The organism is Methylorubrum populi, from assembly GCF_002355515.1.
Classification (GTDB): domain Bacteria; phylum Pseudomonadota; class Alphaproteobacteria; order Rhizobiales; family Beijerinckiaceae; genus Methylobacterium; species Methylobacterium populi_A.
The window spans coordinates 132,807-150,223 of the sequence record NZ_AP014809.1 but is presented as its reverse complement, the minus strand read 5'-3'; the positions used below and the strand labels follow the sequence as shown (position 1 = coordinate 150,223).

Sequence of the window (17,417 nt, the reverse complement as noted above, 5' to 3'; positions counted from 1 at the left end):
TGCGGAGCGGCGTGGACGGATCTTTCCGGCAAAAGCCTGGCGTACCGTCTAGCCCGCGACCGCGTGGCGCGGGTAGTCACGCAGGACGTAGAACCGTGTCGCAGGATGTGGAACGCCGCCCGTCAGGAGCGAGACCCGGGCAATGCGTCGTCCAGGCCCCAAAGCTCCGGCGCGCTCTCGAAATGCTCGATCAGCAGCTCGGTTAGCACCCGCACCTTGCGCGAGGCATGAGGGCCGGGCGGCCGAACGACGTAGGCCGCCGCCGGAGGCGGCGGGTGACGCGTCATGACCCGCACGAGCCTGCCCGAGGCGACGTCCTCATAGGTGATGCAGTCGGGCAGCCAAGCGATGCCGAGACCCGCCGCGGCCGCCGCCGCGAGGGCGACGCCGTTGTCCGCCTTGAAGCGGCCCTGCGGACGGAACGTCCTGATCTCGTCGCCGTCCGTGTACTGCCAGGTCTCGGTCCCCTGCATGAGCGCCTGATGGCCGGCAAGGTCCTCAGGCGTCTCCGGCGAGCCGTGCGCCCTGACATAGTCCGGGCTCGCGACGAAGTTCCCATAGATCGGTCCGACCCTTCTCGCGACCAAGTTCGAGTCCGTGAGGTACCCGACCCGGATCGCGCAATCGAACCCCTCCGCGACGAGGTCAACGAAGCGGTCGCCGTAGCTCGCCTGGATGTGGAGCAGCGGGTGGCGCCGTGCCATCGCCGCGATCACGGGCGCAAAATGGGTTGGGCCGAACGTCAGCGGCATGGCCACGCGCAGTCGGCCCCGGAGGTCGCCCCCGGGTGAGACCGTCTCCCTGGCGACGTCGATCTCGGCGCAGACCCGTGCCGCGTAGTCCCGGAACGTGGTCCCGGCCTCCGTCAGCGAAGCGCCGTGCGTGTTGCGGGCGAGAAGCTGGACACCGAGATCGGCCTCAAGCCGCATAAGCCTGCGGCTGACGATGGACTTCGACACGCCGAGGCGACGCGCTGCGGCCGAGACGCCTCCGGTGTCGGCGACCTCGACGAAGGTGCGCAGGTCCTCGATCTCCAAGATGCCGTTCCTCGTTTCGCGACACGGTGTAGCCGGATACCGGTCTACCGTGCGAACATCGGAACTGACACTGTCCGACCTGTCAACGTGGCGGTTGATGCAAGGCGCGCCGCGGGCCCTGCCAACGGAGGTTGATCTCGGACATGGCTTTTCGGAACGGACTCGACTCTCTTCTTCGCCCCGAGGACTCGGTCCTTGTCCTGATCGACCACCAACCTTACCAGCTCGCGAACCTGAACAGCCACGATCCGCACATGGTCGTGAACAACACGACCGCCCTGGCCAAGTCGGCGAAGGTGTTCGGCGTGCCCACCATCCTGACGAGCGTCGTCGCGGAGCGCGGCGGCCTCATCTTCCCGCAGGTGACCGACGTGTTCCCAGGCCAGGAGGTGATCGACCGCACGTTCATCAACACCTGGGAGGATCCGAAGGCCGTCAACGCCGTCAAGGCGACGGGTCGCAAGCAGCTGATCATCGCCGGGCTGTGGACCGAAATCTGCGTGGCGATGCCGGCGATCCAGGCCGCGGGTGAGGGCTGGGATGTGACGGTGATCACCGATGCGTCGGGTGCCGTCTCTGTCGAGGCCCACGAAGTGGCCATTCAGCGCATGATCCGAGCCGGCGTGAACATGATGACTTGGCTGGCGCTGGCGGCCGAGTGGCAGCGCGACTGGGCCCGCTTGGACACCGCCGTTGGGCTCACCGAGGTGCTCAAGCAGCACGCTGCCGGCAGCGGCATCGCCTATCTTTGGGAGCAGCAGCTGCTCGCCACGCCCGTGCCGAAGGCCGTAGGCTAATCGGAAAACGACCGCCGCGCTCGACAGGGTGATCGATGAGAGCATCGAGCCTGTTCGTTGCGGCGGCGCTCGCTACGATCCCCGCCGCGGCCGAGGCTCAGCTCTCGACCAGCGTCGCGCGGGCGCCGACGCTTACCATCGAGCGCTATCCGGAGGACTGGTCCTACCTCGCCAATCCGGCGAGGCGCACGGGCGGCTGGACGGAGCGGTTCAAGTACATCCCGCTGAGCGAGGATGGCTCGATCTATCTCTCGACCGGCGTGGAGATCCGCACCCGTTACGAGGGCTATGCCAACGTCAACTGGGGATCGGCGCGCAACGATTCCTTCGTCTGGCAGCGCGTGATGCCCTATGCCGACCTGCACACGGGAACACTGCGGATCTTCGTGCAGCCGATCTTCTCCGCGATCACCGGCGCCGACCGCCCGCCGCGCCCCATCGATACGACGGGCGCGGACATGCTGCAGGGTTTCGTTGAGGCTCAGATGCGGGCCAGCGAGCGCCTCACGCTGCGGCTATCGGCGGTACGCAAGCTCGTGTCGCTCGGCGCTGGACGCCTGATTGACACGCGCTACGGCCCCAACGTCCCTCAGGCCTTTGAGGGCATCGACGCCACGCTGACGGGCGAGAGCGGCCAGCTGACCGCCTTAACCTTCCGGCCGGTCGACGCCTTTTCCGGTGATTTCGACGATCGCGCCTCCCGTCAGAGGGCGGTCTGGGGCCTCTATGCGATGCAATGGCTGAGCCAGGAACGGGCGACCGGGTTCGACGCCTATTATCTGGGGCTGGAGGACCGCAACGCGGTGTTCGACCAGGGTGCTGGCAGGGCGACGGTCCATACCTACGGCACAAGGTTCTTCGGTGACACCGGCGCCTGGTTCTTGAATGCCGAGGCGGTGCTCCAGGGCGGACGCTTCTCTGGCCATCCGATCGCGGCCTGGGGCGTGGGCGGCGAAATAGGCCGCCGTTTCCTTGATGTGCCGCTGCAACCCGCCCTCAGTCTCACCGCCGACGTGATCTCGGGGGATGCTGATCGCAACGACCCGAAGCTGGGGACCTTCAATCCGCTGTTTCCGAGGGGCAAGTATTTTGGCGCGCTCTCGCCGATCGGCCCGCGCAACCTGATCCACCTCCGGCCCACCGTCACGGTGAGCCCCCTCGACGACCTCGCCGTCTCGCTGACGGGTGCCGCCTATTGGCGACAGAGCACAGGCGACGGCATCTACGCGATCCCCGGCGTCCTCGTGCGCGGCGGCGAGGGCAGCGACGCACGCTTCATCGGCACGCAGATCGAACTCACCACGGCGTGGCAGGCCACGCCGGAACTGAACCTAACGGTGTCGGCAAGCGCGTTCGAGCCCGGGACGTTCATCCGCGAGACGGGGCCTGCGCGGACGATCGGGATGATCGGGGCGATGGCGAATTACCGATTCTGACCGTGACACCTCCGCCGATCCACAGCAGCAACTCAACAGGGATCTCACATGGAAATTGGCGTCGATAGTTTTGCAGCCATCCTCCCCGATCCGGCCACGGGCCGCTTCCCGTCCGCGGCCGGTCGCATGGCTGACCTCATCGAAGAGGTTGAAGTCGCTGACCGGGCCGGCCTCGATGTGTTCGGCATCGGCGAACACCATCGCGCGGAGTTCCTCGATTCCGCGCCCGCGATCATCCTGGCCGCAGCTGCCGCCCGCACGAGCCGGATCCGCCTGACGAGCGCGGTGACGGTGCTGAGTGCCGCTGACCCCGTTCGGGTCTTTCAGGAATTCGCGACCCTCGATCTCATTGCAAAGGGTCGCGCCGAGATCGTCGTCGGTCGAGGATCGTTCGGTGAGGCCTTTCCGCTCTTCGGCTTGGACACACGGGCCTATGATGAACTCTTCGCGGAAAAACTCGATCTGTTTCTGAAGCTCGGCGAGACGACCCATCTCACATGGGAGGGCCGCTTCCGTCCGGCGCTCCAGGGGCAGGGAATCTTCCCACGCCCGCATCAGCCGCGGCTCCCTCTATGGGTCGGCGTCGGTGGAACGCCACAATCGTTTGCGCGCGCCGGCGCGCTCGGCCTTCCATTGATGATTGCAATCATTGGTGGGACGTTCGAACGCTTTCGTCCGCTCGTCGACCTCTATCGCGAAACCGGCATCCGTGCCGGACACAGCCCCGACAGGTTGACGGTGGGCGTCCATGCGATGGGATTCGTCGGCGAGACCGACGCAGCTGCCAAGGATGCGTTTTTCCCCGGCTGGGCTCATCTGACAGGGATCGTCGGGCGGGAGCGCGGTTGGCCGCCGCCGACGCGGCAGCAGTTCGAAGCCATGGCAAGCCCGGATGGCGCGTTCCTGATTGGCGAACCGGCGACAGTCGTGGCTAAGATGCTCCACGCCGATCAGGCGCTCGGCGGCGTTTCGCGCATCACATTCCAAATGAGCACGGCTTCTCTCGAACCGGCAGCGATGCGGCGCTCGATCGAACTGCTGGGTGCCGAAGTAGCCCCGACCATCCGGGAAACGCGAACGAAAAACGAGTTGGCTTCATAGATACAACGATCTGGCGGCGTAGGGCGCCGGTGCTCCCGGTCCAGGCGCCGATCTCCTACGAGCTGCTCGTAAACAACCGAACGACCCGCGAACTCAGCCTGATGATTCGGATGTCCATTCTTGCCGGCGCCAACGAGGTGATCGGATGAGGAGACGGGATGCTCTGGCCGGCATCGGGGCTGCGGCTGCGACCTGGCCCGCGATGGTCCATGCGGAGGGCACAACCCGGCGCATCGGGGTGCTGATGTCGTATCGGGAGGGGGATGATGAGGGGCGGAGCCGTTTGACTGCGTTTCGCGACAGTTTGCGCGAGGCTGGTTGGGTCGAAAGCCGCAATCTCTCGCTCGACGTGCGGTGGCTCGCGGGCGATTCCGAACGCGCCGCACGTGAAGCCCGGGCGCTTGTTGCGCAAGCGCCTGACGTGGTCCTCGTCAACGGCACACCGGGACTCGCCGCGCTGCGGACCTTGACGCGCACGATCCCGATTGTCTTCGTCGTGGTCACCAATCCAGTTGGCGCCGGTTTCGTTGAAAGCTTGGCACGTCCTGGCGGCAACATCACCGGGTTCAGCAGCTTCGAACCAGAGATCGGCGGCAAGTGGCTCGAGAGTCTGAAAGCCATGACGCCCCAGCTCACGCGCGTGGGCGTGCTGCATGATCCTGAGGCCGCCGGCTTCCTGACCCTACTGCGCGGGACCGAGGCGGCAGCGGGGCGTTTAGCACTGCACGTGCAGCTGATCCACGCCCGGAACCCAGCCGAAATTCAAACCGGGATCGAGGGATTCGCTTCCGGTGGGGGCGGCGCGCTGGTCGTGTTGCCGAACCCGATCAACTCGGTCGAGCGTCGAAGCATCTTCGCATTGGCTGAGCGACATCTCCTGCCCGCGATCTACCCCTTCGCGTTTCACGCCAGGGACGGTGGCCTCGCGGCCTATGGGTTCGATGCCTTGGAGTTGTTTAGGCGTGCCGGTCCCTATGTGGCCCGGATCCTTGCGGGCGAAAAGCCTGGAAACCTCCCAGTGCAGGCCCCAACCAAGCACGGGCTGGTCCTGAACCTCAACGCGGCGAGAGCGATCAAGCTCGAGATTCCACCTACCTTCCTCGCCCGCGCCGACGAGGTAATCGAATGAGCGCCGGCGCCCTCGTTCCGGAGGCGGCCCCAGCGTCCTCTGGCGTACCCTTGAAAGCGGCAGGCCGCTGGCGGGTCCCGCTTTCCGTCAAGCTTGCTTTCGCGCTGGTCGGGCTCGTCACCTTCGTCCTTCTCATCAACGGTGGCGTGAACCTTTGGCTGAACTACGAGGAAGCCAAACGGAACGCAGTGCAGGTGCAGGGCGAGAAGGCGCAGGCGGCGGCGGAGCGCGTAAGCGAATTCATTTCCGAGATCGAGAACCAGATCGGGTGGACGACCCGCGCCGAATGGCGACGCGTGCCACTGGAGCAGCAGAGCTACGACTTCATCCGGCTGCTCCGGCAGGCACCCGCGATCACCGAGGTCTCCTATCTCGATCCAGCCGGCAAGGAGCAGATCAAGGTCTCGCGGCTCGAGCCAGACCAGGTCCGCAGCGGCAAGGATTTTTCCGGCGAACCGCGCTTCAGGCAGGCGGTGGCCGAGAAGGTCTGGTTCGGTCCCGTCTACTTCCGGCGCGGGTCCGAGCCCTACATGACCGTTGGGGTTGCACATTCCGGCCGCAACCCGGGCGTCACGACCGCTGAGGTGAATCTCAAGCTCGTCTGGGACGTGATCACGGGGATCAAGGTCGGCGAGAAAGGCTATGCGTATGTAGTCACTTCCGCCGGCCGCCTCATCGCTCATCCCGACCTCAGCCTCGTGCTGCGGAATACCGACCTGTCGAGCTTATCTCAGGTCGCGCGCACGCTGCCTGCAACCGGGAGCGCAGCACCGCCTGCCGGCCACCTCACCGAACTTAGCGATGACCTATCCGGCAATCCGGTCCTCACCGCCCATGCACGCATCGGCCGGGTCGGCTGGCTCGTATTCGTTCAATCGCCCGTGAGCGAGGCACTGGCGCTCGTCTACCGAGCCCTGACACAGTCGCTGATGTTGCTGGGCTTCGGGCTTCTGCTAGCGACGTTGGTAGGAAGCGTGCTCGCGCGCCGCATGGTGGTGCCGATTCGCCGCTTGCAAGAGGGCGCCGAGCGGCTCGGCGGCGGCGACCTCTCGCAGCGTATCGCCATCCGCACCGGCGACGAGATCGAGACGTTGGCCGATCGGTTCAACCAGATGGCCGGCCGCATCCAGGAGAATTACGAGACGCTGGAAGCCAAGGTCGAGGAGCGGACAAAAGAACTCAGCGCGACCTTACAGCAGCAAACCGCGATGTCAGAGGTTCTGAAGGTTATCAGCCGCTCAGCCTTCGATCTAGAGGCCGTGCTTTCCACGCTAATCTCGTCAGCTGGCGAACTCTGCGAGGCGCCGAGAGGCTTCGTCTACCTTCGCGAGGGCGATGCTTTCCGAGCCATGGCTGCGTGCGGTTACTCCGATGCAGACTTTGCGCTGCTCAGATCGACCCCTCAATGGCCCGGACGTGCGAACGTCGTGCAGCGGGTGGCTGCATTGGGACGGGTCGAGCACATTGCCGATTCGCTCGCAGATCCCGAACTCGATTATCCTATTCCCGTAAGTGTCGGCATGGCCCAGGCGCTGCTCGGAGTGCCCCTCAAGCGGGAAGCGCGCACCGATGGGGTGTTCGTCTTGAGCCGTTCTGAGCCGCGCCCTTTCAGCAGCCGCGACGTCGAGTTGGTACAAACGTTCGCCGACCAGGCAGTCATTGCTATCGAGAACTCTCGGCTCTTCGAGCAGGTGCAGGCCCGAACACGTGATCTTTCCCAATCTCTTGAGAACCTACGCAAGGCACAAGATCGACTCGTTCAGTCGGAGAAGCTGGCTTCGCTAGGACAGCTCACGGCCGGCATTGCACACGAGATCAAGAACCCGTTGAACTTCGTGAACAACTTCTCCTCGCTTTCAGTGGACTTGATCGACGAGCTCAACGAAGTTCTGGCGCCCATACCGCTCGACCAATGGGTACGGGAGGAACTCGACGAGCTCACCGGCATGCTAAAGAGCAATCTCGAGAAAGTGGTCCAGCACGGCAAGCGCGCGGACTCGATCGTCAAGAACATGCTCTTGCACTCGCGCGAGGGGTCGGGCGATCACCAGATGGTGGACGTGAACGCGCTTGTTGAGGAGAGTATAAATCTCGCCTATCACGGTGCCCGGGCGGCGAAGCCCGGCTTCAACGTGACGCTCGCGAAAGACTTGGATCCGGCGGCAGGCGAGGCTGACCTCTACCCGCAGGAGATTACGCGCGTCCTACTCAATCTGATCGGCAACGGCTTTTACGCCGCGGCGAAGCGCGAGGCGGAGATGGGCGGAGCTTTCGACCCGATGCTCGCGGCCAAGACACGCAACCTCGGCGACAGGGTCGAGATCCGAATCCGAGATAACGGCACCGGCATCCCGGATGAAGTGGTGGCCAAGATGTTCAACCCGTTCTTCACCACGAAGCCCGCGGGTGAAGGGACTGGCCTCGGGCTCTCCCTCAGCTACGACATCGTGGTGAAGCAGCATGGCGGAACCATTGAGGTCGCGACCGAGCCCGGCGATTTCACCGAGCTCACTATCGTCCTGCCGCGGAGTGGCGCAGCCGCGGCGAAAAGGACAGGCCCAGGATCGGTATTCTGAGATGAGCTTTCTGATCCTAGTCGTGGACGATGAAACTGATGTCGCAGATCTCTTCCGCCAACAATTCCGGCGCGAGCTCCGCTCCCGGCGCTTTGTCATGGACTTCGCCCACTCGGCCCAGGATGCGCTGGACCGGATCGCGGTGTCAGGCGACACGTGCCTGATCCTCGTCCTGTCCGACATCAACATGCCAGGTACGACCGGGCTTGAGCTTCTGCCGAAGATCAAGGCCGCGCATCCGGACGTGCCTGTGATCATGATCACAGCATACGGGGATGCCGAGACGCGCCGGAAGGCAGCAGAGGCAGGCGCCGCCGGGTTCCTGACGAAGCCGATCGACTTCGAGGCACTCCGGCAGGAGGTCGACAGGCGGCTCGCCGAAATCGATCGTGCCGCCTGAATGCGTCGACGCCGAAGGAACAAATCGATGAGAGCAGCGGTGTTCCATAGGATAGTCATCTCCGCCGTGCTCGGCACCATGGCGTGTGCCACCTCAACAGCCGCACAGGGAAGCAGCGGGACGAAAACGGCCATCATCCTGTGCCATTATTTCAGGTTTGCGGGCCGGATGGGGCTGAACATCGCCCCGTCCTTCGTGGCGCGAGTGGATGAGCTCGCCGTTTAATGTCGCCCAAGCCCCCTCTCTGCTTCCTGGCTGCCCGGCATGCCCACTAATATCCTAGTGGTCGATGACGAGCCCGACCTTGAGGCACTCGTCCTGCAGAAATTTCGCCGGCAGATCGGCGCGGGGCAGATCAGCTTCCTGTTCGCCCGTGACGGGATCGACGCGCTGTCGATGCTGTCCGAGAACCCAGGAGTCGACATGGTCGTGTCGGACATTAACATGCCGCGCATGGACGGGCTGTCGCTGCTGGCGAAGCTGCAGGAGGCTGACGAGAAGCTCTCGACAGTGATCGTGTCGGCCTATGGCGACATGGCCAACATCCGCATCGCGATGAACCGCGGCGCCTTCGACTTTCTGACCAAACCGATCGACTTCGTAGATTTGGAGACCACAATTGCGAAGACGATTAGGCACATTGAGGTGCTGCGTCAGGCGCGGCGGCGGCAATTAGAGGCCGAGCGCGCGCACGCCAGCCTGTTGCGCTACTTCTCGCCCAACCTCGCGCAGCAACTCGCGGGTGACGGCTCGATTCTCGGCATCGCCGGAGAGCGGCGCGAGGTCGCCTCGCTTTTCACCGACATCACTGGCTTCACGTCCCTCGTGGAGAGCCTTGAGGCGGCGCTGCTCGCCGAATTGCTCAACGAGTACCTAGCCGAGCTGACAAATGTCGTCTTCGCCTATGATGGAACGGTCGCGAAGATCGTCGGCGACGCGATTCACGTACTCTTCGGCGCGCCAAGCGACCAGCCGGACCATGCCGATCGTGCCGTAGCCTGCGCACTTGATCTCGATAAGGTCGCGGAGGCTCTCAGGGCGCGCTGGTTCGAGCGCGGGGTGAAACTTGGTGAAACCCGCATCGGCGTCCATGCCGGGCCAGCGATCGTCGGCAGTTTCGGCGGCGGCCGATTCTTCGACTACACGGCTTATGGTGACACCATAAACACAGCAGCCCGGCTCGAGGCAGCAAACAAGCAACTCGGCACACGCATCTGTATTAGCCGGGCGGTAGCGGATCAAATGATCCGCTTCTGCGGCCGTCCGGTAGGCGACCTCGTCCTAAGGGGAAAATCAGACGCCATCCGCGCCTTCGAACCACTAACGGAGGAAGCCTGTGGCGAGCAGGCCACGATCAACTATGGCAGAGCTTTCAGCAAGCTGGAGGCTGGCGATCCCGGTGCGATGCCCGCTTTCGCCGCTCTTGTCGGGCTCAAATCTGACGACCGCCTAGCCGAGTTCCATCTCAGACGTCTGCTCAACGGTGCCGCCGGGACTAGGATTGACTTGGTATGAGGAGCCTCGGGTTGAGGTTGAAGCGGGCTGTGTGTCGGAAGCGGCTCGAGCACCATGTCCGCTCTCAGCTGTGTCAGCTCCTTCGAACCGGAAGCTTTCGACCCATTCTCAGTCATTCCAGGCCAATAAGACTGTCGGCAAGCTGGCCGTCCGGAGGCTTGGAAAAGCGACGCACCGATTCGGGGCGGCGTGACGTTACTTGTCGGACCGCGAGCGGCTCGGCTTCGGTAGCCCCGAATGTCATGCTGACGTCGTCTCGACCCAGGTCGAGCGGAGCCACAAAGCAGCCTCATCCAGGCCGCAGATCCTGTCGCCGGCCTATCGTTCAGCCGCGAGTTTGAACGCTTGGAAGCCACACCTCCGCAGGCAAGTCTGCTTACGAAACAACAGCGGGCCTGCCGCCGCACAAGAGCGAAGGTCTGCTGATGGCGCATAGCTGAACAAGAGGCATTCGGACGGAGGCTCGATCAGGTCCCAGGCCAGTGGGCGATGCTCTGCACCGCCCACAGCCTTCTGCAGCTAGCACATGCCGGCCGCTAAGCCCTTCAACCGGCTTCGACTACTCACGCTTCGCTGTTACATCGTGGCCCTCGGGCCCGTCTTTCGCGCGGGCTCCTAGCTGATCGGACAGCGGCCTCGGCCTGTGTAAACGTATGGCCTACCGGCGAAGTTATAACAGACCTTCCCCATCCCAGGCCCGCCACCATACCCGCCTTGTCCGTAGCCGCCTCCGCCGTACTCAGCAGGCCGATAAACCCCACCGCCGGGGCGACCTTGGCTGCCACCGTAGCCTCCCCCCTGGTTCCAGCCGCCAGGACGACCCCCGCTGCCAGGACGGCCTCCACCGCCATAGCCTCCACCCTCATTCCAGCCACCTGGGCGACCTCCACCGGGACGCCCTCCGCCGCCGTAGCCGCCACTCTCACTCCAGCCTCCGGGACGACCACCACCGCCGTATCCGCTGCCCTCGTTCCAGCCGCCAGGACGACCTCCACCGCCAGGACGACCTCCACCGCTCTCGTTCCACCCGCCAGGACGACCTCCGCCGCCACCGTAGCCGCCGCCCTCATTCCAGCCGCCGGGGCGACCTCCGCCGCCAGGACGTCCTTGGCTGCCCGGCTTGCTGCCGATGCTCGGCGTTCCGCCATAGCCGCCGCCCCATTCAGCCTGCGCGGGGACGGCAAATGAGAACATCGCTGCGCCAAATAACAAGGCGCCCATGCCGGATTTTCTATACGCAAGCATTGCTTCCGCTCCTCTGTGAGGTCTAGCCCCCAGGCGACAGAGTGCGTGTTCTTATCTGCCTACAATCGAGTCGGAACCGAAGATTATTATCACAGCCGGGGCCATGAGTATAGATGCATCGTTCGTTCATGCAAATAACAACAAAAGACCTATTAGATTTGATTCCCAGATACCAGAAAATAATCTGAATTTGAGCTCCGTAGGCAGGTGCGAGACGCCATTCTGATGGCTCTAGCCAAAGTTCTGGAAGTGGCGCAGCGCTGATGGTCGGCCTGCGTGCATCATGAGGCCGCTGGGCGTAGGAGGAGAACTCCACCACCGTCTTCTCTCCTGATGCATAGAATCCTGAGCAGGCTCGGCCTGCGCTTCGAAGATCCCGTCGACGAGCGCGCCTTCGTTGCGCGCTTCACCCTCGACGACCTCTTCCGTACGCAGGCGGCGATGCTGCTCGGCGCCTTCGTCTACTGCGTCTTCGCCGTGTGGGACTGGATCCTCGACCCGGCGCACTGGATCGATACCCTGTTCCTACGCCTCACCGTCGCGACTGCTGTGCTCCTGCCCGCCACCGTGGCGCTCAGCTGGCCTGCGGCGCGGCCCTGGGCCGAGGAGATCTACCTCGGCTACTGCGTCGTGCCTGGCTGCGTGCTCAGCCTAATTTACCTGCGGCTGGGACCCGGCTTCGATCATGCTGCCGCAGGCTTGATCATCATCATCCTCTTTGTCTCAACGCTGCTGCCGTTGCGCCTGCCCTCGCTCGCCATATTCTGCGGACTTACCTGGCTCTGGTTCGCCGTGTGCGAGGCCTTCGCGACGCACGAGCGGCCGGGCATGCGGTTCATAAACAACTTCGAGATAGGTATGGCCTACGCGCTCTCGCTCTACGCGGTAGGCGCGCGAGAGTTGAGAGCTCGACGCCAATTCCAGATAGAGGAAGCGCTTCGGCGGGAGACCCAGCGCTCAGAGGCAGCCCTGTCTGAGCTGCGCGAAGCGCAAGCCCAGCTTGTGCAAGCCGAGAAACTGGCGGCCCTGAGCCAACTCGTGGCGGGGGTCGCTCACGAGATCAACACGCCGATCGGCTTGGCCCTGACAACCTCGACGGCCGCCGACGGAGATCTGAGGCATCTTCAGCGCGCGGTCGAGACAGGACAAATCCGCCGATCGGATCTCACGCAAGGCCTTAGTCGTGTAAGTGAAGGCCTGCGGCTACTGTTCTTGAATCTGACGCGGGCAGCCGACCTCGTGCATAGCTTCAAGCAGGTCGCGGTCGATCAAGCTAACGAGGAACGGCGCACCTTTGAACTGCATGGCTGGCTGGATGACCTAATGAGTACGCTTGAGCCGCTCGCGCGCCGCAAGGGCCATGCGGTGCGCATCCGCTGCGAGGACGGGATCATACTCGACTCCTATCCCGGCGCGCTGGCTCAGGTGATCAGCAATCTGGCGCTCAACGCCATCGTGCACGGTTACCCAGATTGCCAGTCAGGCGTGCTCGATGTTGCGGCATCACGGTCGGGCGAGAGCCGGCTGCACATCATCGTTGCGGATGACGGCGTCGGCATCCCGCCAGAGAACCTGTCCAAGGTGTTCGACCCGTTCTTTACCACGCGGCGTGGTAAGGGCAGTACGGGGCTCGGCCTGCACATCGTCTTCAACCTTGTTACCTCAACCCTGCAGGGTCAGATCGCGCTATCGAGCAACGGGGACAGAGGCACGCGCTTCACCATCGACTTGCCACTCTCGTTGTCTGAGGGTGAAGCACGCGAACCAGCCGAACCGCGGGTCGTCCATTGGCAGAGCCCTGGATCAGCCTCTGGCTCATCTGAGCCCTTGGTCTAGCCTGAGGCGAATGGGTGAACGTGACCCCTTGCAGGCTTTCCAGCTTGCTGGCCCAGACGTCCGCTCAACAGGAGGAAGCGGACCTGTAAGCGGCGGCCACGGCATCAGCATGTCGTAGCCCATTAAGCGGGCTTCGCGTTCGACGGCGCGCCCTCCTCGTCTCCGTCGGGCGCGGTGATCAACATGTCCCATGGAGCCGGAGACGGGAACACCTCTCCGAGGAAGGCCAGGAACGCCTTCACGTTCGGGTTGCCGCGTCGGCTCTCCGGCCACAGCGCGGTGATGACGGAGCGCTCGACCGCGAACTCCTGTAGGACGGGCACCAGGGCGCCCCGCTCGATGTACGGAGCGGCGATGTAGGTCGGCGAGATGCCGATACCGCCACCCGCGACCAGAACAGCCGCCACGGCGTCGCTGAAGTCCGTGACGATGCCAGCATCCGGAACGAGCTCGACCGTGCGACTGCCTACGCGGAATGGCCAACGCAGAGCCTGGCCGGTGCTCTGGAAGCGGAAGTTGATGCAGTCGTGGTGGACCAACTCGTCCGGGTGTTTCGGGATGCCGCGTCGCGCCAAGTAGGCTGGCGCGGCGAAGGCGCAGAGCCTGTGGGGGGCGAGACGCCGGGAGACCAGGCGAGAGTCGGCCAGATCGCCGACGCGGATGGCGACGTCGATGCCCTCCTCGATCAGGTCCGCAAAGCGGTCGCCCAGGCGCAGGTCGACCGACAGCTTCGGGTGGCGCTCGCGGAAGCGCGGCAGAGCTGGGGCAAGCAGGTGCACCCCGATAGGGAACGGTGCCGTGACCTTCAGGATGCCGGCCGGCTCGGACCGAGCCGCCACGGCGGTCTGCTCGATCTCCTCGGCCTCGCGTAGGAGCCGCAGTGCCCGCTCATGGATGTCGCGGCCCTCCGGCGTCAGGGTGAGCGAGCGGGTGGTCCGCGTGAAAAGGCTCAGGCCCAGCCGCTCCTCCAGCCGCTGCACGCTTTTGCTCACCGCCGAGGGCGAGATGCCGAGGGAGCGCGCCGCGGCCGTGTAGCTGCCGAGCGAGGCGGAACGCGCGAAGGCGATAATGCCGGTGAGGCGGTCGAGGCCAATCTGTTCCATGATGGCATAACTGAAACGATTTTCAGCCCAATTAGCAAGGTGTCTGCCTAGGGGCATTCTTCCTCTCACCGGCGCAGCAGCCGCGCCGTCGAGAAGGATCATCGTCATGGGAAGCACCCTTCAAGACCGTACCGTCGTCATCTTCGGCGGCACCTCCGGCATCGGCCTCGCCGCAGCCCAGCAGGCTAAGATTGCAGGCGCCAAGGTCATCGTGGTCGGCTTCAACGCCGAAGGTGCCGAGCGCATCGCCGCCGAGAACGCCTTTGCTGGCTGGCGCGCCGCGGACGTGACCCGGTCCGAGACCATCACGGCCGCGCTCGCGGACATCCCGCACGTCGACCATCTCGTCCTGCTCGCCGGCACCTTCGTGGCTGGCAAGGTGTTTGAGGCAGAGGTCGACTACCTGAAGTGCGCCTTCGACGAACGGATTTGGGCCGCCGTACATACGCTGCGCGCCTTGGGCGACCGCCTAGCGAAGGACGGGTCCGTCACCTTCATCTCCGGCGCTTTGGCGGATCGCCCCAGCGCCCAGGGCACCGCCGTGCTGGCGGCAGCCTCGGCCGCGATGGAAGCACTCGCCCGCGGCCTCGCGCTGGAGCTGGCGCCGGTGCGGGTCAATACCCTGTCGCCTGGGACGACCGACACACCGCTCCTCGCCCGCACGCTCGGCGCCCACCGGGACGCCTACGTCGCCGCGCTGACCGAGAAGCTGCCGCAGCGGCGTCTCGGCACGGCCGAGGAGGCGGGCGCAGCGGTCGTCTTCCTTATGAGCAACGGCTTCATGAACGGCGAGACCCTGCACATCGACGGCGGCGCCCGCCTCGTCTGATCCTGCGAAACTGGCCTCGATTGAAACGTAAGCCTTCAAGAAGCTTTCCCATGACACGCTCTCTCACCGGTAAGGTCGCCCTGGTCACGGGTGGGGCGCGCGGCATCGGCGCGTCCATCGTGCGACGCCTGAGCCAAGAGGGCGCCACTGTCGCTTTCACCTACGCGGCCTTGGCGGATCGAGCCGAGGCGCTGGCGGCGGAGCTGACCGCGTCCGGCGCTTCTGTGGCCGCCCTGAGGGCCGACAGCGCCGATTCCGACGCCGTCCGCGGGGCCGTGCAGGCCACCATCGAGCGCTTCGGCCGCCTCGACATCCTCGTCAACAATGCCGGCATCCTCGTTCCCGACACGGTCGAGGACGTCTCGCTCGCCGACTTCGACCGGCAGGTCGCCGTCAACGTCCGGGCGCCGTTCGTCGCTGCGCAGGAGGCCGCCCGCCACATGAGCGCGGGCGGGCGGATCATCTCGGTCGGCAGCGTTGGGGCGGACCGCAGCGGCTTTCCGGGTACCACGGTCTACAGCATGACCAAGGCGGCCGTGGCCTCGCTGACCCGTGGCCTCGCGCGCGACCTCGGGCCTCGCGGCATCACGGTTAACACGATCCAGCCGGGGCCGGTGGTCAGCGAGATGTCGGCCGGCATGGAAGCGATGCTCACGCCGCTGATCGCGCTCGGCCGCATAGGGCAGGACACCGAGATCGCGGCCCTGACGGCGTTCCTGAGCGGCCCGGACGCCGACTTCATCACGGGCGCGGCGCTGACCGCGGACGGCGGCTATCTCGCCTGAACGGACCAAAGCCCTGGCCGACACCATTCAGCCCATGCGTCATCAACATGCGAAGGAGAACACCGATGCCTGACACCGAGACCCCGCCTGCGGCGGAGCCGGACTACGACCGGCTTCTGCGCGCCAACCTGGAGCGCGTATTCAATGAGCGAGACGCCGGCAAACGCGCCGCGGCCTTGGCGGACCTCTTCGTGGACGAACCGGTCATGTACGAGCCGACCAATGTCATACGCGGACGCGATGCCATCTCGGCGGTCGCCGGCAAGCTCTTGGAGCAGTTCGGGCCGGCCTTCCGGTTCAGCCCAGTCGGCATGGCCGTCGGACACCACGGCCTGGGTTCGCTGCGGTGGCAGGCCGGGCCGGAGGGCGGCCCGGTCGCGGTTACCGGAACAGACGTCGCCGAAGTCGTCGGCAGCAGAATCGCGCGCCTCTGGGTACTGCTAAACCCGCCGAGTGAGGAAGTCACAAATCCAGCAGGTACGGGCACAGCAGCGACCCCGTAGGGCTCATCCGAAGGACGTGCGAGGTTCCTAGTGCCCGCACGACCGATTCAAGTCAGACAAGTTCATTCGGTCGTTCCATCGCGTGAAGCTGCTTCGGACACCCACGAGCTTCTATCGCGCGTGTACCGCCATCGCTGAGGCATACCGCGATCTCGCGGCGGAAGTCGCCCGCGACTGGCGCGGCGCCTGCGTGCCCGCGAGGCGGGGCGGCCTTACCGGGTCGCCCCGCCTCGCCAGCGAAGTGCCTCGATCAGGCTTCGCATCGCCGGGCTGACTTGCCGGTCCGGGTAGTAGAGGTGGCAGCCAGGGAACGGCGGGCACCATGAGGCGAGCACCTGAACCAGCCGGCCGGCCGCGATGTCGTCGGCGACCTCGTCCTCCAGCATGTAGCCGAGCCCGGCCCCGGCCCTGACGGCGGCCGCCGCCAGGTTCCCGTCGTTCGCGATCAACTGCCCGCCCGCGCGGACCCGAACCTCCCGGCCATCGCGGGCGAACTCCCAGGGCAGCAGGCTCCCTCCGCCGACCAAGCGGTAGTTCACACAGCGATGCGCCTCCAGGTCGGCCGGCGTGTCCGGTCGCGGGTGGCGCGCGAAGTAGTCCGGGGTCCCGACCACCACCGTGCGCAGGTCGGGCCCGACGCGCACCGCGACCATGTCCCGCTCGACCGTCTCGCCGAACCGGATGCCGGCGTCGAACCCCGCCGCCACGATGTCGGTCAGCCGGTCGTCGACGATCACCTCCACCGAGACGGCCGGATGGTCGATGAGAAAGCGGGGCAGCCTCGGTTCGAGGATGGTCCTGGCGGCGTAGGGGAACGTCGTTAGGCGCAGGCTGCCCGACGGCTCGCCCCGCCAGTCGGCCAGCGCGTCGAGGCCCCGGGCGACCTCGTCGAGGGCGGGGGCGACGGAGCGGAGCAGCCGCTCGCCGGCGGGGGTCGGGGCGACGCTGCGCGTGGTGCGCGCGAGGAGCCGCACGCCGTGCCGCTCCTCCAGCGCCCGCATCGTGTGGCTGAGGGCGGAGGCCGACAGCCCCATCTCGGCCGCGGCCCGGGTGAAGCTGCGATGGCGGGCCACCGCCGCGAAGGCCGCCAGATCGTCGAGGGTGCCGCGTCGCATTCCTGAGCCG

Annotated in this window: 14 protein-coding genes; 11 read left to right on the top strand and 3 right to left on the bottom strand. The window is 65.4% G+C overall.

Going from position 1 to position 17,417, the window contains the following annotated elements; translation table 11 throughout:
- Positions 1–122: 122 nt before the first annotated feature.
- The gene (locus MPPM_RS00695) at positions 123–1,037 is read right to left on the bottom strand and encodes a LysR family transcriptional regulator (RefSeq protein WP_096482962.1); all 915 of its coding nucleotides are present in this window, start codon (positions 1,035–1,037) and stop codon (positions 123–125) included.
- A gap of 143 nt (positions 1,038–1,180) precedes the next feature.
- Here MPPM_RS00695 and MPPM_RS00690 point away from each other — a divergent pair, with 143 nt between their 5' ends.
- The 8 genes from MPPM_RS00690 to MPPM_RS00645 all read left to right on the top strand — a co-directional run bounded on the left by MPPM_RS00690 (position 1,181) and on the right by MPPM_RS00645 (position 13,072).
- The gene (locus MPPM_RS00690; RefSeq protein ID WP_096487644.1) at positions 1,181–1,834 is read left to right on the top strand and encodes a hydrolase; all 654 of its coding nucleotides are present in this window, start codon (positions 1,181–1,183) and stop codon (positions 1,832–1,834) included.
- 35 nt (positions 1,835–1,869) lie between these two features.
- Positions 1,870–3,270 (top strand): alginate export family protein, encoded by a 1,401-nt coding sequence (locus MPPM_RS00685; protein ID WP_096482960.1) that lies wholly within the window; start codon positions 1,870–1,872, stop codon positions 3,268–3,270.
- Between the two features lie 48 nt (positions 3,271–3,318).
- Positions 3,319–4,371 (top strand): Atu2307/SP_0267 family LLM class monooxygenase, encoded by a 1,053-nt coding sequence (locus tag MPPM_RS00680; RefSeq protein WP_096482957.1) that lies wholly within the window; start codon positions 3,319–3,321, stop codon positions 4,369–4,371.
- Positions 4,372–4,516: 145 nt separating this feature from the next.
- Positions 4,517–5,500, top strand: a complete 984-nt coding sequence (locus tag MPPM_RS00675; RefSeq protein ID WP_096482955.1) for an ABC transporter substrate-binding protein — start codon at positions 4,517–4,519, stop codon at positions 5,498–5,500.
- The gene (locus MPPM_RS00670; RefSeq protein WP_096482953.1) at positions 5,497–8,076 is read left to right on the top strand and encodes an ATP-binding protein; all 2,580 of its coding nucleotides are present in this window, start codon (positions 5,497–5,499) and stop codon (positions 8,074–8,076) included. The genes MPPM_RS00675 and MPPM_RS00670 overlap by 4 nt, the downstream gene beginning before the upstream one ends.
- A gap of 1 nt (position 8,077) precedes the next feature.
- On the top strand, positions 8,078–8,476 hold the full coding sequence (locus tag MPPM_RS00665) for a response regulator (protein WP_096482951.1): 399 nt from the start codon (positions 8,078–8,080) through the stop codon (positions 8,474–8,476).
- Between the two features lie 264 nt (positions 8,477–8,740).
- A complete protein-coding gene (locus MPPM_RS00655) occupies positions 8,741–9,991 on the top strand; it encodes an adenylate/guanylate cyclase domain-containing protein (RefSeq protein WP_096482945.1) in 1,251 nt (416 codons plus the stop codon).
- 1,578 nt (positions 9,992–11,569) lie between these two features.
- Positions 11,570–13,072: a sensor histidine kinase gene (locus MPPM_RS00645; RefSeq protein WP_096482943.1), complete on the top strand. Its 1,503-nt coding sequence runs from the start codon at positions 11,570–11,572 to the stop codon at positions 13,070–13,072.
- A gap of 122 nt (positions 13,073–13,194) precedes the next feature.
- Here the strand turns inward: MPPM_RS00645 and MPPM_RS00640 are convergent, their stop codons facing one another.
- On the bottom strand, positions 13,195–14,175 hold the full coding sequence (locus tag MPPM_RS00640; protein WP_096482939.1) for a LysR family transcriptional regulator: 981 nt from the start codon (positions 14,173–14,175) through the stop codon (positions 13,195–13,197).
- A 106-nt stretch (positions 14,176–14,281) separates the two neighbouring features.
- Here MPPM_RS00640 and MPPM_RS00635 point away from each other — a divergent pair, with 106 nt between their 5' ends.
- From MPPM_RS00635 to MPPM_RS00625, 3 genes are all read left to right on the top strand, one after another.
- Positions 14,282–15,004 (top strand): SDR family oxidoreductase, encoded by a 723-nt coding sequence (locus tag MPPM_RS00635; protein ID WP_096482937.1) that lies wholly within the window; start codon positions 14,282–14,284, stop codon positions 15,002–15,004.
- Between the two features lie 50 nt (positions 15,005–15,054).
- Entirely contained in the window at positions 15,055–15,789 is a 735-nt protein-coding gene (locus tag MPPM_RS00630) for an SDR family NAD(P)-dependent oxidoreductase (protein WP_096482935.1), read from the top strand.
- Between the two features lie 65 nt (positions 15,790–15,854).
- Positions 15,855–16,292, top strand: a complete 438-nt coding sequence (locus tag MPPM_RS00625) for a nuclear transport factor 2 family protein (RefSeq protein WP_096482933.1) — start codon at positions 15,855–15,857, stop codon at positions 16,290–16,292.
- A 212-nt stretch (positions 16,293–16,504) separates the two neighbouring features.
- On the opposite strand, the gene MPPM_RS00620 is transcribed toward MPPM_RS00625, so the two are convergent.
- Positions 16,505–17,407, bottom strand: a complete 903-nt coding sequence (locus MPPM_RS00620) for a LysR family transcriptional regulator (RefSeq protein ID WP_096482930.1) — start codon at positions 17,405–17,407, stop codon at positions 16,505–16,507.
- Positions 17,408–17,417 lie beyond the last annotated feature (10 nt).

Excerpts from the sequence above, each read along its gene's own strand:
- MPPM_RS00690 (WP_096487644.1), top strand. The coding sequence starts at position 1,181 with ATGGCTTTTCGGAACGGACTCGACTCTCTTCTTCGCCCCGAGGACTCG.
- MPPM_RS00685 (WP_096482960.1), top strand. The coding sequence starts at position 1,870 with ATGAGAGCATCGAGCCTGTTCGTTGCGGCGGCGCTCGCTACGATCCCC.
- MPPM_RS00680 (WP_096482957.1), top strand. The coding sequence starts at position 3,319 with ATGGAAATTGGCGTCGATAGTTTTGCAGCCATCCTCCCCGATCCGGCC.
- MPPM_RS00675 (WP_096482955.1), top strand. The coding sequence starts at position 4,517 with ATGAGGAGACGGGATGCTCTGGCCGGCATCGGGGCTGCGGCTGCGACC.
- MPPM_RS00670 (WP_096482953.1), top strand. The coding sequence starts at position 5,497 with ATGAGCGCCGGCGCCCTCGTTCCGGAGGCGGCCCCAGCGTCCTCTGGC.
- MPPM_RS00665 (WP_096482951.1), top strand. The coding sequence starts at position 8,078 with ATGAGCTTTCTGATCCTAGTCGTGGACGATGAAACTGATGTCGCAGAT.
- MPPM_RS00655 (WP_096482945.1), top strand. The coding sequence starts at position 8,741 with ATGCCCACTAATATCCTAGTGGTCGATGACGAGCCCGACCTTGAGGCA.
- MPPM_RS00645 (WP_096482943.1), top strand. The coding sequence starts at position 11,570 with ATGCATAGAATCCTGAGCAGGCTCGGCCTGCGCTTCGAAGATCCCGTC.
- MPPM_RS00640 (WP_096482939.1), bottom strand. The coding sequence starts at position 14,175 with ATGGAACAGATTGGCCTCGACCGCCTCACCGGCATTATCGCCTTCGCG.
- MPPM_RS00635 (WP_096482937.1), top strand. The coding sequence starts at position 14,282 with ATGGGAAGCACCCTTCAAGACCGTACCGTCGTCATCTTCGGCGGCACC.
- MPPM_RS00630 (WP_096482935.1), top strand. The coding sequence starts at position 15,055 with ATGACACGCTCTCTCACCGGTAAGGTCGCCCTGGTCACGGGTGGGGCG.
- MPPM_RS00625 (WP_096482933.1), top strand. The coding sequence starts at position 15,855 with ATGCCTGACACCGAGACCCCGCCTGCGGCGGAGCCGGACTACGACCGG.
- MPPM_RS00620 (WP_096482930.1), bottom strand. The coding sequence starts at position 17,407 with ATGCGACGCGGCACCCTCGACGATCTGGCGGCCTTCGCGGCGGTGGCC.